Here is a 14889-nt window from a genome sequence, read left to right as displayed (position 1 = left end):
ATGTGGGATTTTGGCCCGTTCCCGACGCTGACCGCGACTGCAATTGGTCCCCAATTAAGCGGACACAGGGGGGAACTGCAATCCCACAGCCGCCCATCGCTGCAAGAGAGGATTGGTGAGCCGCGCCGCCGTTGCTGTTGCGTATTGGGGCTATGGCTTCCATTCAGACGGTCAGTGCCCGTCGCGAGGCACTGAAGTCGGGCTTTCGTGACGCCTGTACAGGGGTCGCCTATAACTGCGGCGGTCCGACCTTGACCGTTACCTTGTCGAGCATCCCGGTGAAGCGGAAGGGCACCTGATAGTCCTCGTCGTCGACAGATGTGCGGGTATCAACGCCGACATCGAATGACTCGTCGATTGTCATCAGGAACGGGATCGTGTGAGGGATCGACCGCTCCGCGACCTTGGAGCCGTCAACACTTAGTACGCCTCTGCCGCCCTTCCCAAAACCGGGGCCGTCATAGGTGAAATCGAAGGCGACGGTGTGTTTGCCGGGCGTCAGTGCCTGCTCGCCCGCCCAACGGAAGCGTTCAAGCGCCAGAAGGTTGTAAGTAAAGACAGGCTTTCCCTTAATCAGGTACAGGCCATAGCCACCAAAGCGACCGCCGAGCGTGGCTAACATCCCGTCGCCGCCGCCCTCTGGAACCTCGACATCCGCAGTGAGAGTATAGGACCGGTTTAGCGGGCTCGGCGCCGATGCGGCGGGGAGGCCCGACAGCTCACTTGTATACACGAATTCATTGCGGCCTGCAGTGGCGCTCGGCCGAGGCGCCAAGAGACGCGCTGCGACAGAATTGTCCAGCGGCAACACCTGGTATTTAGCCGCCTCGACGAGGAAAAGTTGCTGCATGTCGCGCAGCTTGTCCGGCTCCTTGGCTGCGAGATCGTTGAACTGTGAATAGTCATCGTTGAGGTTATATAGTTCCCAGTTATAGCCGTCGATCACGTCTGGCAGTGTGCCGAGCCCCATCAGCCATGGTCCAGCCGGTGGCGTAGTGGAGGCGATCCAGCCGTCGTGATAGATTGCACGATTGCCCAACATCTCGAAATACTGAGTCTTGCGCGCGGAGGGCATATCCTTTGCGCCCTTTGTCCACGTGTAAGCCATGCTCACGCCCTCGATCGGCTTCTGTGCGATACCATTGATGGTCTGTGGCGCTTCAATCCCGGTCGCTTCAAGGATCGTCGGAACGATGTCAATCACGTGATGGAACTGGCTGCGAACACCCCCTTGTCGGTAATGTGGCCGGGCCAGGACATCGCCATGCCCTGCCGGGTACCACCAAAGTGGGACGCAATCTGCTTGGTCCACTTGAACGGCGTATCGAATGCCCAGGACCAGGCCACCGACATGTGCGGCTCGGTCGTTGGATCCCCCCAAGCGTCGTAGTATTTCAATTGGTCGGCGACAGGCATGTTGATGCCCTGAATAGCCGCAAGGTCAAATGCTGTGCCAACGGTAGAGCCCTCGGCGCTCGTTCCGTTGTCCCCCTCAATATAGATGATCAAAGTGTTGTCGAGCTTACCCTGCTTGCGAACTTCATCGATAACACGACCGATCTCATTGTCCGCGTAGGCCACATACGCGGCATAGACCTCGGCCTGTCGAGCGAACATCTTCTTCTCGTCAGGTCCCAGCGTATCCCACTGCGGCAGGTCGTCCGGCCAGGGTGTGAGCTGAGTGTTCTCCGGGATTACCCCAAGGCGTTTCTGATTGGCGAAGATCTGGTCGCGCATGGCGTTCCAGCCCATGTCGAACTTACCCTTGAACTTGTCGATCCATTCTTTCGTAGGCTGATGCGGAGCATGGGTAGCGCCAGGAACATAGTACATAAAGAACGGTTTATCGGGCGTCGCGGCATTTACCTCGCGCAGATAGTTGATGGCGTCGTCAGCCATCCCAGTTGTCATGTTGTAGTTGGGATTTTCATTCCATGGGAAGATTTGACTGTGGTTGCGAAACAACCATGGTGTCCACTGGTTGGTCTCCCCGCCCATGAAGCCATAGAAATAGTCGAAACCCATCCCCGAGGGCCACTGGTCGAAGGGTCCAGAGGTGGAGATCGCATATGTGGGAGTGTTGTGGTTTTTGCCTATCCAGGAGGTGGCGTAACCGTGTTCCTTGAGGATCGTGCCAATGGTGCCGTTGTTCGGCCCGATGATTGAATCGTATCCCGGAAACCCGGTGGACTGTTCGGCGATTACCCCGAAGCCCGCCGAATGATGATTGCGACCGGTAATCAGCGCTGCGCGCGTCGGCGAGCAGAGTGCGGTGGAGTGGAACTGGGTAAACCGCAGCCCGTCAGCCGCGATCCTGTCGAGCGTCGGTGTCGGAATGACGCCGCCAAAGGTACCGGAGACGCCGTAGCCCGCATCGTCTGTCATGATCAGCAGTACGTTCGGAGCGCCCTTGGGAGGCACCACAGTCGGTGGCCACCAAGACGTGGAGTCCTTTGCGTCCAAGTTGATGGTACCTCCGAAGGCCGGTGGCGCTGCTGGCAGCGACTGCCCGTCGATGGTGGAGGTTGCGCTGGGTGAACCGACGGTCCCGGTGACTACCTGTTGAGCGGAGACGGGAAGGCATGAAAAACAACTGGCGGCGAGCACTGCTAGATAAACGCGCGTTTTCATCGTTGATTGCTCCCTGTTAGAACCTCGGCACCGGAAGCGAGCGATCGCCTCCGCTCTAACGCTTGCGCATATTGCACCAGCGACGGCCGCATCCTATCACGCGATTGCAGATAAGGTCAGATCGCCATTTAGTGGGGGTATGTCGCCGTAGCATACGGTGATAGTAATCCAGCCGACGGTAATAGAAGGCGGGAGGCCGTGAGTTGGTGGTGCCCCATGCCGGAGTACAGCAAGCGAGCAAAATCATGATCTTGCGGAATCGTGAGGCAGCGAGACTGCTCGCCTGATCATTATGCTTTTTGCCCGCTTTGTCTCACGCTTCCGGCAATATCTCAAAAACTGCGGCGTTGTCCTGAACCTCTCGCAGGCCCTTATATGAGGCGTGGCGGAGCTTGCCCTCATGTGTCCAGGCGCGATACTCAATCTCGGCAATCCGCGTCGGCTGGACCCACACAAGGTTCTTGCGCCGGCCCCCATACTCGACGGGTGGGTCTAGGGCGGCGAGGCCTTCCAGACTTTTGGTCCACCCCTTGGGGTCAGGGGTAGGTTCGGCGGGTCGCCACAGGCTTACCAACGGGCCTGCGCGCGTTCTTCTTTTTGCTTCTGACTGTCGTGGTAGGCCTTGGTGACACAGTGCAGGTTGCTCGGATCCCAGAACAACCGCTCGTCACCATGGTGCGGCTTAATGTGGTCAGCCACCGGACTGTTGCCTGCAGGGTGCTTGCCGATACAAAGAACGCCTGTCCGTTGGCAGATGTAGGCATCCCGCACGAGAACATCGCGTCTGAGCTCCTGCCACCTGCTTGTCTTGTACCAGGCACGCCATGGCTGCGTCTGGTCACGTTCACGATGGCGCTGCGTCTCCGCTTCCTGTCTCGTTGTGGAGGACATCGGAGAGAGACGAGAGCCAAGGGTCGATAGACGAGGCTTGAGAGATGAGAGTTTGCTCATACCCCTAGATACAGAAAAGACGACCACAGGGGTCGCCCAGCTATTGAATGTCGCCTGTCACATCGTCGATAGCCCAGCCTACGCCATCCCAATGGATCTTATAGGCGCGGCCAAGATGAAATTCTATCTCCCGCGTCTTAGTCCCATCGTTCCAAATTAGGTACTTGCCGCACGCAGCTACGGTTTCGGATCCTCCGGCTGCGACCTGCACCTCACCACAAGCTTTTCTTTCAGAAGTGAGTAGGATGGCTGCAATCCGTTGATCGCCGAAATTCTGAAGGTAGAACTGTTCCGCGAGAGGTGGTGGGCTAACACCGGAGCTGTCAGGATCACCCGGTGCGGGTGATATCGGTGGCGGAGGCTGTGGGATGCTAATAGGCGGTGGCAGACCAGTGCGCGCTTTGGAAGTCGGGGTTCCTTTTTTGAGGGGAATATTACATTCCACACCAGTACAGGCCGCCATCGCCACTGGTCCCGCCTGCATATAAGCAGCGCTAGACAGCGTTGTCGCAACAAAGAGAGTAAGTTGAGACCTCAGCCTCATGAACTTCCTCCGGACCTTTCCTGACGTCCTTCACTCTTTCCTGCTGACCTTCCCAAAAGGTAGCCGATAACGGTTCCGAATAACCCGAACGCTTGAGCAGTTTGCTGGCTGTTATAGCCGGCGACAATCAAAATTAGCGCGCCGATTATAACCAGCGTAATCGTGCAGTTCTTGACGATGTCATCAGCTGTAACTCTTTCTACCTTTAACAAAAGATAGAACTGCCCGGCAAAGACGAGAAGCCCAATGAAAACGCAAAGAAAGCACGCCCACATCTGGAAGGATGTCAGCGGATTTACAACCGCCAGATTTTGGCCGGCGCGATTTACGGGCGGTTGCGGTGCGTCTTGAGCCCTCAAGCACAGGCAAGACGCTCCGTACAAATACGCTGCGGTGGCAATCATGCGCCCTTTGTGCACCATAGTCCTGCCCCTGGAATATTAGCAACTTATAGCATAATCCTAAGTAGCAATAAATAGCGGCAACTAAACCTGAGCCGAGGATACCTATCTGAGTGGCTGAACATAGCAGTAGCACTGACCTTGAGTCGGCGCCTCCAGACTGAGGCATTCAAGGCTGGGGCCGGTAGCGGTGTTCCCTGAGGCACTTGGCCTGCTCTGCCCGATATCGATGCATCGGGGATCGGAGGGTCCGCTGGTCTGGCTCGTCCAGTGGCGCAATTGCTGTCACAGCTTTTTCAGGAATGCAAGAGGCATACTCTTGTTTGATACCGCCCTGCTTATCGGCAAGCTGCCGAAGGCCATTTGCCGCTTCGTCGAATGGCGACGCCTGCGCTCGCTCCGCGCCGACGACACATGGAGCAATTCGCCGTGGAGGGACATGTGATAGCCGACGTCCCCACCCCTCTTTCATCCAGCAAGCTGAAAAAGCTGAAAGGCCGCGACCTTCGTCAGCAGACGCTCGATCGGCCGATCGAGATCAGGAAGATCGTAGTGAAACGCCGCGTCGTTGCCGGTGACCACGGCGGAATTGCCTATGTAGACTTCACGATGCCTTGGGTTTCCATGTATGCCGCCGCCCATGAGCCCGATCGCCAGGGAGGCATCCTTGGCTTCTAAAGAAGACGCCAAGCGTCTCTCCGCGATACGTGCGCGCCATGCCGAGGCCAGCACCAACTGGCAGCTAGGCAGCACCGGCACTGAGCTAATCGCCGTCATCGGGCCAAACACACAGCCGGTCCCCGTGGCGCAGTTGACCGTCGAATGTGGCTACGTTGACCGCGACTTCCTGCTTCATGCCCATGACGATCTACGTTTTCTCCTTGGACTACTCCAGGATGCATTCGCTGAGATCCGGCGCTGGAAGCCTCGCCGCCAGCTACGGGCAGAGTATGCGCGTAAGAACGCCAATTACGCGGCCGAATGTGCGATGAGATCGAACGATCAGATGTTCCGGCGCTTTCTGCTCGAAAAGAAGGGCGCGACTGAAGTCAGCGACGCCGTCCGCGTGGACTCCCACGTTCGATACCTTCTGAAAATCGATAGTCGCAACGAATTGAACACCGACGCCGGCGCTCGTAACCGGTGGTTAGAGCTTCGCGCCGAATTTGATGCATGGACAGGAAGGTAAGCGATGGGACGCCGAGCCGTCATCAGGTCTGCGGACATCACTACAACCCTCGCTGCCCTAAAAGCAGCCGGTATCGTGCCACTTGCAATGGACACATTGCCAGACGGCGGCATGCGGTGGCATTTTACGCCACCGGGTAAACCTGATGAGGATGAGCTCGATCGCGAACTGAGGGAATTTGAACAGCGTCATGGTCGAAATCGAGCTTAAGGGCATCCATACAGTCAGGTCGAAGGGCCGTGTCTACTATTACGCTTGGCGCGGCGGCCCTGCCCTTAAGGGCATTCCAGGCTCCTTTGAATTCATGAAATCCTATAATGAGGCAATCGCCGACAGACGGACGCCAAACGACGGCAGATTCCTGTCAGTGATCACGCACTACAAGACACATGAGTACGGCAAGCTCGCTGCTTCAACAAGGCGCGTTTGGTCGCCATGGCTCGACCGTATAACCGATCGATTTGGCGGTCTCAGCATCGCGCAGTTTAACCGTCCCGAAAAGATCCGTCCCCACATTATTCGGTGGCGTAGTGAGTATTCCGAGACGCCGCGAACGGCAGATTTCGCGCTGCAGGTTCTGTCTCGGCTGCTATCTCACGCCGTTGATCCCATGGGTAAGATCGCTTCGAACCCGTGCGAAGGTATCAAACACCTGTACAGTCAATCCAGGGCGGAAATCATTTGGACAGCCGACGACATCGCCCAGCTTAAGACCCGAAGCCTCTGTCGACGTTGCCCTCGCCGTTGACCTTGCGGCACATACAGGTCTGAGAGCGGGCGACTTGGTCCGATTGGCATGGTCGCACGTCGGGCAGGATGCCATTGTGATATCTACGGGTAAAAGCAAGCACCGCAAGGAAGCGGTCATTCCCCGCTACGATGCGCTCAATGAACTTCTAGACCGAATTCCGAAGCGCTCGCCCATCATTCTCACCAACAGCCGCAAGCGGCCTTGGACGCAAGATGGCCTCGCCAGTTCATTTTGGACCGCCAAGGTTGAGGCGCGGATGCAGGAACGCGATCTGCATTTCCATGACCTGCGCGGCACAGCTGCGACCAACTTCTACACCGCTGGACTGTCAATCCGCGTCATTGCGGAAATCATGGGCTGGGAAGAAGACCAGGTGGAGAAGATTATTCGTCGTTATGTCAGTCGCGGCGCGGCTACACGCGAGGCAATCCGTCAGCTTAATGAGGCTCGCGAACAGAAAAAAATCGAGTCGAAAAGCACGAACGACGAACAGGCGCTGTAAAACTGCCTGTAAAACCACGGTTTGTTCCGGGGCCGAAATCCTTATCTAACTTGTTGAAAAGGTTGCTGGAGCGGGTGAAGGGAATCGAACCCTCGTATTCAGCTTGGGAAGCTGCTGCTCTGCCATTGAGCTACACCCGCACTAGAGCGAGACTTTCTACAGATGATGGCCGCTGTCAAGCGGTCAAACACCGACAACGGTAACAAGGCACTTCTGATATTGCAGCCACCGCGCGGTTTGGTGGGCGGGGTCACAACTGCGGATCAATACTTCCTTTTCATAGTAAAATACCTTTGGCGGCAAATAACCCGAACGTTATAAGCGCTCTCACAAACAAAACAAAAGCACGCGCGAACCGCCCTTCAATTCATCTGACTCATGACAATGTCAGGATTAAGCGTGTGTTCGCGCGCCCATCGGTCCTTGTCCGCGATCTAGGACCCCACACCGTCACAGCACGAACACCACAAGGCTCAAGAAGATTCTACCGGCCGGACTATCACGCGCCGCTCCTTCAAATCGACGGCAGAAACATTGCCCCACCTCTGGCCGAATGATGGCGAACGGCGCCCTCTGGCTGCCGACGCGAAAGCGACAACCAGCGACCGAGCACACCAGGACGCTCAAATGCGGAAGTGCTTGGAAAGCTTCAGGCCCTGGGCCTGATAGTTCGAGCCGAGGCCGGAGCCGTAGAGGCTTTCCGGGTGCTCCCGCATATGTTCGTAGACGAGGCGGCCGACGATCTGGCCGTCTTCGAGGATGAAGGGAACCTCGTGGCTGCGGACCTCGAGCACGGCGCGGCTGCCGCGGCCGCCAGCGGGCGCGTGGCCGAAGCCTGGGTCGAAGAAGCCGGCATAGTGCACGCGGAATTCGCCGACCAGCGGATCGAAGGGGGTCATCTCGGCCGCGTAGTGCGGCGGCACATGGATGGCTTCGCGGGAGACGAGGATGTAGAACTCGTCAGGATCCAGGATCAGCTCGTTGCGGCCGCGACTATAGAGAGGCTCCCAGAAATCATAGATGTCGTGCTGCGCCTTCTTGTCGACATCGACGACGGCGGTGTGATGCTTGCCGCGGTAGCCGATCAGGCCGTCCTTGTCGCCCGCAAGATCGATCGACAGCGCAATACCGCCGCCCGAGACGTTCGGCTGCTTGCTGGCAACCAGCGTTTCGGCATCGTGCAGCGCCAGAAGTTCGGGCTCGCCGAGCAGAGAATGCCCGACACGGAAGCGGATCTGCGACAGGCGCGAGCCCCGGCGCACGACAATCGGGAAAGTGCGCGGGCTGATTTCGAGGTAGAGAGGGCCGGAATAGCCGGCCGGGATCTTATCGAACTCCTGCGCATAGTCGGTGATGACACGCGTGAAGATATCCAAACGCCCCGTCGAGCTCTTCGGGTTGGCCGAGGCCGACATATCGGTCGGCAGGTCGAGGCGCTCCATCAGCGGAACGATATAGACACAGCCTGTCTCCAGCACGGCACCTTCGGAGAGGTCGACGACGTGAAGGCTTAGGCGATCGAGCTTGTCGGACACGAGATGGGATGGGCCCGGCATGAAACTCGCGCGAACGCGGAACGCCTTGGCGCCAAGCCTGAGGTCGAGGCTTGCCGGCTGGATCTGGTCGTGATCTAAATCGCGCTCAGAGGTGAGACGCCCGGCCTCAAAGAGCGCGGCAATCGCACGATCTGCCAAAATTCCTGTTACGCGAGCCATCATGCCTCATCCATATTTGTCGCAGACAAAACCAAACTCAAGGAATTGACGCAAGCATAGAACGGCAGTATTGCAGCTTTATCCCGTGGTGATTTGGCCGGTCGGCTTGCAGCCACGTTAAACAAGTGGCTAAAAGGACCGGGTGCAAAACCGGTCTGCTTTCGCGGCCGGTTTTTTTGTTGTTTGAAAGTGGTGATTCATGAGCAAGACTTGGCGCCCGGCAACCCAACTCGTCCACGGCGGTTCGCTGCGCTCGCAATATGGCGAGACCTCCGAAGCAATCTACCTCACGCAGGGCTTCGTCTATGAAAGCGCGGAAGCGGCCGAAGCACGCTTCAAGGGCGAGACCGAAGGCTATATTTACGCTCGCTACGGCAGCCCGACCAACGACATGTTCGAGAAGCGCATGTGCGCGCTCGAAGGTGCCGAGGAGGCCCGTGCCACGGCCTCGGGCATGGCAGCCGTCACCGCCGCGATCCTCTGCCAGGTGCAGGCAGGCGACCACATCGTCGCAGCCCGCGCCCTCTTCGGCTCCTGCCGTTGGGTCGTCGAGACGCTTGCGCCGAAATACGGCATCGAATGCACGCTGGTCGATGGTCGCCATCTCGAGAACTGGGAAAAGGCGATCCGTCCGAACACGAAGGTGTTCTTCCTGGAAAGCCCGACGAACCCGACGCTGGAAGTGATCGACATCGCCGGTGTTGCCAGGCTCGCCAACCAGATCGGCGCCAAGGTCGTGGTCGATAACGTCTTTGCAACCCCGATCTTCCAGAAGCCACTCGAGCTCGGCGCGCATATCGTCGTCTACTCGGCCACCAAGCACATCGATGGTCAGGGCCGCAGCCTCGGCGGCGTGATCCTCTCCGACACGGAATGGGTCAACGAGAACCTGCAAGACTACTACCGCCACACCGGCCCGGCGATGTCGCCGTTCACGGCGTGGACGCTGCTGAAGGGCCTCGAGACACTGCCACTGCGCGTCAAGCAGCAGACCGAAAATGCGTCGAAGATCGCCGACTTCCTGGCTGATCAGCCGAAGGTCGCCAAGGTAATCTATCCCGGCCGCAAGGATCATCCGCAGGCCGACATCGTCGCCAAGCAGATGAAGGGCGGCTCAACGCTTGTTGCCATCGAATTGAAGGGTGGCAAGGAGGCAGCCTTCGCGCTTCAAAACGCGCTTGATATCGTCAAGATCTCCAACAATCTGGGCGACGCCAAGAGCCTGATCACGCACCCGGCGACGACGACGCACAAGAACCTGACCGACGAGGCGCGCGCAGAGCTCGGCATCTCCGGCGGCACCGTTCGTCTCTCTGCGGGCATCGAGGACACGGACGATCTGATCGAGGATTTTGCCCAGGCGCTCGCCAAGGTGAACGCCTGATCAGCCCATATCGGCCGGATCACCTGCGATCCGGCCGACCGCCATGCGCTTCCGCCACACGCGAGGCGGGCTAAAATTAGGCTTAGCACGCGAAACCTCTTGCCATTGCAGGCATTCGGGACTTGATCGCCTATCGGTTTATTGACGGATGGGCCGCCGTATAAGATACCGGTAACGTATGTTGACTATGGTGTAGGCATGTACCGCGCCCTTACACGCGACATTGAAGTCGTCGTCGAACCCTTTTATCTGGAGGAGCAATCCGATCCGGAGGACGATCGTTATGTCTGGGGCTACAAGATCGTCATCAGCAACAATTCCGACACGACCGTGCGATTGGTGAACCGCTACTGGAACATCACAGACCAGAACGGGATCGTCGATGAGGTCACGGGCGCCGGCGTTGTCGGCGAACAGCCGCGGCTTGCTCCGGGCGATACCTATGAATATTCCTCGGGCTGCCCACTGGATACGCCATCAGGGCTGATGTTCGGCCACTACCAGATGGAAACGGATGAAGGCGAGCTTTTCGATGTCGAAATACCCGCCTTCTCGCTGGATTCGCCAGGGCTGCTCAGAGTCCTGAACTGATCACTCGGCAGCCTCAGCCACCTCTTCCACTTCGAAGCGGTAGGTTGTCGAGCAGAACTCGCAGGTGACCGAGATCGCGCCGTCTTCCTGGCTGTCATCGATTTCCTCGGCAGAGAAACCCTTCAGCACGCCCTTGATCTTTTCGCGCGAACAGCTGCAGCGATCGAAGACCTCGCGCGGTTCGTAGACGCGAACGCCGCGTTCGTGGAACAGGCGGTACAGCAGCCTCTCTGTGCCCACCTGCGGATCCGTCAACTCGTCGGCGTCGATCGTTTCAACGAGCGAGCGGGCTTCCATCCATGCATCGTCTTCCTTGTGGGAACCGCCGGCCGTGTCACCGTCGCCCCCATGAAGATCCGGCTGGCGCATGCGCTCCGGCGCTACCGGCAGGAACTGGGCCACGAGCCCCCCTGCCCGCCAACGGTGACGCGGCTTGCCCACGTCGTCGCGATCGAAGAGCTCGGCAGCGGCAAGACGCACTCGCGTCGGAATTTGCTCCGACTGGCGGAAATAGGCGCCGGCGATTTCCTCGAGGGTCGCTCCGTCGAGCGCAACGATGCCCTGATAGGGTTGGCTAAACTTCCCCTGATCGATCGTAAACGCCAGCATACCCTTGCCGAGCAGCTGTTCAGGCTCGATTTGCCCAGCGGCGATGGCCTTGTCGAGGAGGCCCTGGTCGAAGCGCGCATAAGCACGCACGTTTTCGGGCGTCGAGAAATCGCAAACAAGCAGGTCCACCGGGCCGTCGCCTTTGGTCTGCACCGTGAACTTGCCGTCAAATTTCAGCGACGTGCCGAGCAGCACCGTCAACACGACGACTTCGGCAAGAAGCCTCGCGACAGGCGCAGGATAGCGATGACGCTCGAGGATCGCGTCCAGCATCGGCCCGAGTTGGACGGCGCGACCGCGCACATCCAGCCCTTCAACCTGAAATGGAACGACGTGATCATCGCCGGCGAAATTGAATTCGCTGAGGGCGGCTGCAGGTTCTGCCATGGTCTTCTCCTAGTCTGAGAGCGGCAGACAAGAGTGTCCATCCGCTCGCGCGGCCAACGGGCCTTCCGGCCAAACGTGGCGTCAAGTATGGTTCAGATCGCGCCCAGGCACCAAGCAAGAATCGACTTCTGCGCATGAAGACGGTTTTCCGCTTCATCGAAGACGACGGATTGCGGGCCGTCGATCACCTCGTCCGTGACTTCCTCACCACGATGGGCGGGCAGGCAATGCATGAACAATGCATCCTTGTTGGCCTGTGCCATCAAAGCCGAATTGACCTGATAAGGCTGGAAGACGTTGTGACCCCGGGCCCGATGTTCCTGATTCATGGAGACCCAGGTATCGGTCACCACGCAATCGACGCCGGCGACCGCACGGTCGGCATCATGGCAGAGCATGATTTCGGCGCCCTCATTGCGGGCCCAGTTCAAATAGTGATCCTTCGGCTCGGAACCAAGGGGGACAGCCATATTCATACGATAGCCAAAACGGGCAGCCCCTTCGACCAGCGAATGCAGAACGTTGTTGCCGTCGCCGGTCCAGGCGATCGTCTTGCCCTTGATGGGGCCGCGATGCTCCTCGAAGGTCATGATATCGGCCATGATCTGGCAGGGATGGGTATCGTCCGTCAGCGCGTTGATGACGGGAACCGTGGCGTGCTCGGCCAGCTCCAGCATGCGGGCATGATCGGTGGTGCGGATCATGATCGCATCGACGTAACGTGAGAGCACCTTCGCCGTGTCGCCAATGGTCTCGGCGCGACCAAGCTGCATTTCGGTGCCCGAGAGGAAGAGCGTCTCGCCGCCCAGCTGGCGCATGCCGACGTCGAAGGAGACGCGGGTACGGGTCGAAGGCTTCTCGAAGATCATCGCGAGCATCTTGCCGGCGAGCGGCTTGTCGCCTTGCCCAGCCTTGAAGGCCTGCTTGCGGGACATGGCGTCATCCATGATGAGCCGCAGGTCTGATGCCGCAACGACGGAGAGATCGAGAAAGTGTTTGGTGGAAGCCATTGTCTTTACCTATCAGGCCCGCCTTGCGGCAGGCATTATCCATTAAGCCGTCTTCTTGACCTTCGAAGCGCGCACGCTTTCGGCGGCACGCTCAAGGCGGGCGAGGCCCTCACGAGCTTCGTCCGGTGTGACGACCAGAGGCGGCAGAAGACGGATGACGTTGTCGCCAGCGGGAACGCCGAGCAGATGAGCGTCACGCATTGCCTGCAGCAGCTCGGAAGACGGCACGGCTGCCTTGACGCCGAGCAGTAGTCCCTCGCCGCGAACGTCCTCGATGATATCAGGATAGCGATCCTTGAGCGAGGCGAGCCCTTGGCGGAAAACCAGCGAGACGTCGCGCACCTGCTGCAGGAAGCCGTCCGCGAGGATCACGTCGAGCACGGCACTGCCTACAGCCATGGCAAGCGGATTGCCGCCATAAGTGGAGCCATGCGTGCCGGCCTTCATGCCGGACGCTGCCTCTGCAGTCGCAAGGCAGGCGCCGAGCGGGAAGCCGCCACCGATGCCCTTGGCCACTGCCATGATGTCAGGGGTGGCGCCGGACCATTCATGTGCAAACAGCTTGCCCGTGCGGCCCATGCCGGTCTGCACTTCGTCGAAGACCAGCAGCAGACCGTGCTCGTCGCAGATCTCACGAAGTGCCTTCAGGAACTGGTTGGTCGCCGCACGGACGCCACCCTCCCCCTGGACAGGCTCGATGAGGATCGCGGCCGTCTCGTTTGTGATGGCGCTGCGGACGGCATCGAGATCGCCAAAAGGAACCTGATCGAAGCCGTGCGCCTTCGGACCGAAGCCTTCGAGGTACTTCTCCTGGCCACCCGCAGCGATCGTCGCCAGCGTGCGGCCATGGAAGGCACCTTCGAACGTGATGATATGAAACCGCTCGGGGTGGCCGTTGGAAAACTGATAGCGGCGCGCCGTCTTGATCGCGCATTCCAGGGCTTCCGCGCCGGAGTTCGTAAAGAACACCTTTTCGGCGAATGTAGCCTCGGTCAGCCGCTTCGCGAGCACTTCCTGACCCGGGATTTCGTAGATATTGGACAGGTGCCAGACCTTGTCGGCCTGCTCCTTCAGCGCACCCACCACATGCGGATGGCTGTGGCCGACGGAGGTAACGGCAACGCCTGCGCCGAAGTCAAGATATCGCTCGCCCGTTTCGGTGATCAGCCACACGCCTTCCCCTCGCTCGAACCGCAGCGGGGCACGAGAGTAGGTGTCGTAAAGCGCGGCTTCAGCCATGGCGCGATCTCCTGTCAATAACCATCAGCAGCCGGACGCCGGCTAAGGAATGCAGGTCCGGAAATTAAAAATGCCGCCTTTCGGCGGCGAGCAGCACTATTTACTTTTCGCACTGCAATGTCAACAAAACTGAGGTTTTGATGCATGCGTCAAGCGGCGATCGGGAGGCTCCGGATCTATCAACAATTAATGTTGCAGAAATGACTCTCGCGCCCAGCAAGTTGGGGAAAACCTGAGAATCGATTCGCCGAGATTCAACCGACTCTTGTCACGGAGTCAGCCTCACACTAGGTTAAAACTCAATTACTAGACTGCATGCGGCGGAACTAGTCACCAAAATCGAGCAAGCGTTTCTTGCTTCGGATACGTCCGAGGCAACGGTGAGGGATTCTGCCTACACCAACGCTAATAAGGCGGAGACAGGGGCATGAACTGGACAGACGAGCGCGTTGAAAAACTGAAGAAGCTGTGGTCAGAGGGCCTGAGCGCCAGCCAGATCGCAGCGCAACTTGGCGGTGTAAGCCGTAACGCCGTCATTGGCAAAGTTCACCGTTTGAGTTTGCCCGGTCGTGCCAAGGCCGGCGGCTCGACGACCACCGTCAGAACGCCCAAGCGCACCACATCGGCGCCGCGCGCACCGAACTACGCATCGCGGATCACCACGCGTACCGTCACCCGCCAGCAGGGTGCAACGATGCTCAAGGAAGAGATCGAGATCGACACGGTCGAGGAAGTCCGCTTCCGCCCGGCCGCAAATGTGGTCGTCCCGATTTCGCGTCGCCTCGGCCTGACGGAACTGACCGAGCGCACCTGCAAGTGGCCGGTCGGCGATCCGCTGAAGGACGACTTCCACTTCTGCGGCTGCGAGTCCCCGGATTCCTCCCCGTATTGCACGTACCATCAGCGCATGGCCTACCAGCCGGTCAATGAGCGCCGCAAGGCCGCTAACCGGGTCGCCTGATGCGCAAGCCGGATAAGGAATAAA

At 58.9% G+C, this 14889-nt stretch carries 11 protein-coding genes, 1 tRNA gene, 3 pseudogenes and 1 riboswitch; of the genes and pseudogenes, 7 read left to right on the top strand and 8 right to left on the bottom strand.

Features of this window, described 5'->3' with window-relative positions; genetic code table 11:
- Positions 1 to 229 precede the first annotated feature (229 nt).
- The 3 genes and pseudogenes from LPU83_RS41525 to LPU83_RS41515 form a co-directional block, all read right to left on the bottom strand.
- A pseudogene (locus LPU83_RS41525) lies at positions 230 to 2631 on the bottom strand (arylsulfatase).
- Positions 2632 to 2944: 313 nt separating this feature from the next.
- Positions 2945 to 3148, bottom strand: a pseudogene (locus tag LPU83_RS41520) (ATP dependent DNA ligase); the annotation flags it as partial.
- A 974-nt stretch (positions 3149 to 4122) separates the two neighbouring features.
- Positions 4123 to 4530 (bottom strand): hypothetical protein, encoded by a 408-nt coding sequence (locus LPU83_RS41515; protein ID WP_141652532.1) that lies wholly within the window; start codon positions 4528 to 4530, stop codon positions 4123 to 4125.
- 316 nt (positions 4531 to 4846) lie between these two features.
- Between LPU83_RS41515 and LPU83_RS75095 the strand changes: the two genes are divergently transcribed.
- From LPU83_RS75095 to LPU83_RS41495, 4 genes and pseudogenes are all read left to right on the top strand, one after another.
- Complete coding sequence (locus LPU83_RS75095; RefSeq protein WP_258579773.1) at positions 4847 to 4972, top strand: hypothetical protein; 126 nt, start codon at positions 4847 to 4849, stop codon at positions 4970 to 4972.
- Positions 4969 to 5205 (top strand): hypothetical protein, encoded by a 237-nt coding sequence (locus LPU83_RS41505; RefSeq protein WP_024313149.1) that lies wholly within the window; start codon positions 4969 to 4971, stop codon positions 5203 to 5205. The genes LPU83_RS75095 and LPU83_RS41505 overlap by 4 nt, the downstream gene beginning before the upstream one ends.
- Positions 5168 to 5716 (top strand): hypothetical protein, encoded by a 549-nt coding sequence (locus LPU83_RS41500; RefSeq protein WP_063828717.1) that lies wholly within the window; start codon positions 5168 to 5170, stop codon positions 5714 to 5716. Before LPU83_RS41505 ends, LPU83_RS41500 begins: the two co-directional genes overlap by 38 nt.
- A 190-nt stretch (positions 5717 to 5906) precedes the next feature.
- Positions 5907 to 6969: pseudogene (locus LPU83_RS41495) on the top strand (tyrosine-type recombinase/integrase).
- Positions 6970 to 7035: 66 nt separating this feature from the next.
- Here the strand turns inward: LPU83_RS41495 and LPU83_RS41490 are convergent.
- Together LPU83_RS41490 and LPU83_RS41485 are read right to left on the bottom strand one after the other, a co-directional pair.
- Positions 7036 to 7109, bottom strand: a tRNA-Gly gene (locus tag LPU83_RS41490).
- 483 nt (positions 7110 to 7592) lie between these two features.
- Complete coding sequence (locus LPU83_RS41485) at positions 7593 to 8687, bottom strand: 2'-deoxycytidine 5'-triphosphate deaminase (protein ID WP_024313151.1); 1095 nt, start codon at positions 8685 to 8687, stop codon at positions 7593 to 7595.
- 72 nt (positions 8688 to 8759) lie between these two features.
- Positions 8760 to 8838: riboswitch (SAM riboswitch) on the top strand.
- A 45-nt stretch (positions 8839 to 8883) separates the two neighbouring features.
- Here LPU83_RS41485 and LPU83_RS41480 point away from each other — a divergent pair.
- On the top strand, positions 8884 to 10068 hold the full coding sequence (locus LPU83_RS41480; RefSeq protein WP_024313152.1) for an O-succinylhomoserine sulfhydrylase: 1185 nt from the start codon (positions 8884 to 8886) through the stop codon (positions 10066 to 10068).
- A gap of 198 nt (positions 10069 to 10266) precedes the next feature.
- Entirely contained in the window at positions 10267 to 10659 is a 393-nt protein-coding gene (apaG, locus tag LPU83_RS41475) for a Co2+/Mg2+ efflux protein ApaG (RefSeq protein ID WP_024313153.1), read from the top strand.
- Here the strand turns inward: apaG and LPU83_RS41470 are convergent, their stop codons facing one another.
- From LPU83_RS41470 to LPU83_RS41460, 3 genes are all read right to left on the bottom strand, one after another.
- Positions 10660 to 11655: an Hsp33 family molecular chaperone gene (locus tag LPU83_RS41470; protein WP_024313154.1), complete on the bottom strand. Its 996-nt coding sequence runs from the start codon at positions 11653 to 11655 to the stop codon at positions 10660 to 10662. It lies immediately after the preceding gene.
- Positions 11656 to 11747: 92 nt separating this feature from the next.
- Entirely contained in the window at positions 11748 to 12665 is a 918-nt protein-coding gene (gene argF, locus LPU83_RS41465) for an ornithine carbamoyltransferase (RefSeq protein WP_024313155.1), read from the bottom strand.
- Between the two features lie 42 nt (positions 12666 to 12707).
- Positions 12708 to 13904: an aspartate aminotransferase family protein gene (locus LPU83_RS41460; protein WP_024313156.1), complete on the bottom strand. Its 1197-nt coding sequence runs from the start codon at positions 13902 to 13904 to the stop codon at positions 12708 to 12710.
- A gap of 427 nt (positions 13905 to 14331) precedes the next feature.
- Here LPU83_RS41460 and LPU83_RS41455 point away from each other — a divergent pair, with 427 nt between their 5' ends.
- Positions 14332 to 14865: a GcrA family cell cycle regulator gene (locus LPU83_RS41455; protein WP_024313157.1), complete on the top strand. Its 534-nt coding sequence runs from the start codon at positions 14332 to 14334 to the stop codon at positions 14863 to 14865.
- Positions 14866 to 14889 lie beyond the last annotated feature (24 nt).

This window comes from Rhizobium favelukesii, from assembly GCF_000577275.2.
Taxonomy (GTDB): Bacteria; Pseudomonadota; Alphaproteobacteria; order Rhizobiales; family Rhizobiaceae; genus Rhizobium; species Rhizobium favelukesii.
This window is presented reverse-complemented; position numbering and strand designations above follow the sequence as displayed.

What these genes read in the sequence shown, in the direction of transcription:
- LPU83_RS41515 (WP_141652532.1), bottom strand. Translation starts at nt 4,530, where the DNA reads ATGATTGCCACCGCAGCGTATTTGTACGGAGCGTCTTGCCTGTGCTTG.
- LPU83_RS41500 (WP_063828717.1), top strand. Translation starts at nt 5,168, where the DNA reads ATGAGCCCGATCGCCAGGGAGGCATCCTTGGCTTCTAAAGAAGACGCC.
- LPU83_RS41485 (WP_024313151.1), bottom strand. Translation starts at nt 8,687, where the DNA reads ATGATGGCTCGCGTAACAGGAATTTTGGCAGATCGTGCGATTGCCGCG.
- LPU83_RS41480 (WP_024313152.1), top strand. Translation starts at nt 8,884, where the DNA reads ATGAGCAAGACTTGGCGCCCGGCAACCCAACTCGTCCACGGCGGTTCG.
- apaG (WP_024313153.1), top strand. Translation starts at nt 10,267, where the DNA reads ATGTACCGCGCCCTTACACGCGACATTGAAGTCGTCGTCGAACCCTTT.
- LPU83_RS41470 (WP_024313154.1), bottom strand. Translation starts at nt 11,655, where the DNA reads ATGGCAGAACCTGCAGCCGCCCTCAGCGAATTCAATTTCGCCGGCGAT.
- argF (WP_024313155.1), bottom strand. Translation starts at nt 12,665, where the DNA reads ATGGCTTCCACCAAACACTTTCTCGATCTCTCCGTCGTTGCGGCATCA.
- LPU83_RS41460 (WP_024313156.1), bottom strand. Translation starts at nt 13,904, where the DNA reads ATGGCTGAAGCCGCGCTTTACGACACCTACTCTCGTGCCCCGCTGCGG.
- LPU83_RS41455 (WP_024313157.1), top strand. Translation starts at nt 14,332, where the DNA reads ATGAACTGGACAGACGAGCGCGTTGAAAAACTGAAGAAGCTGTGGTCA.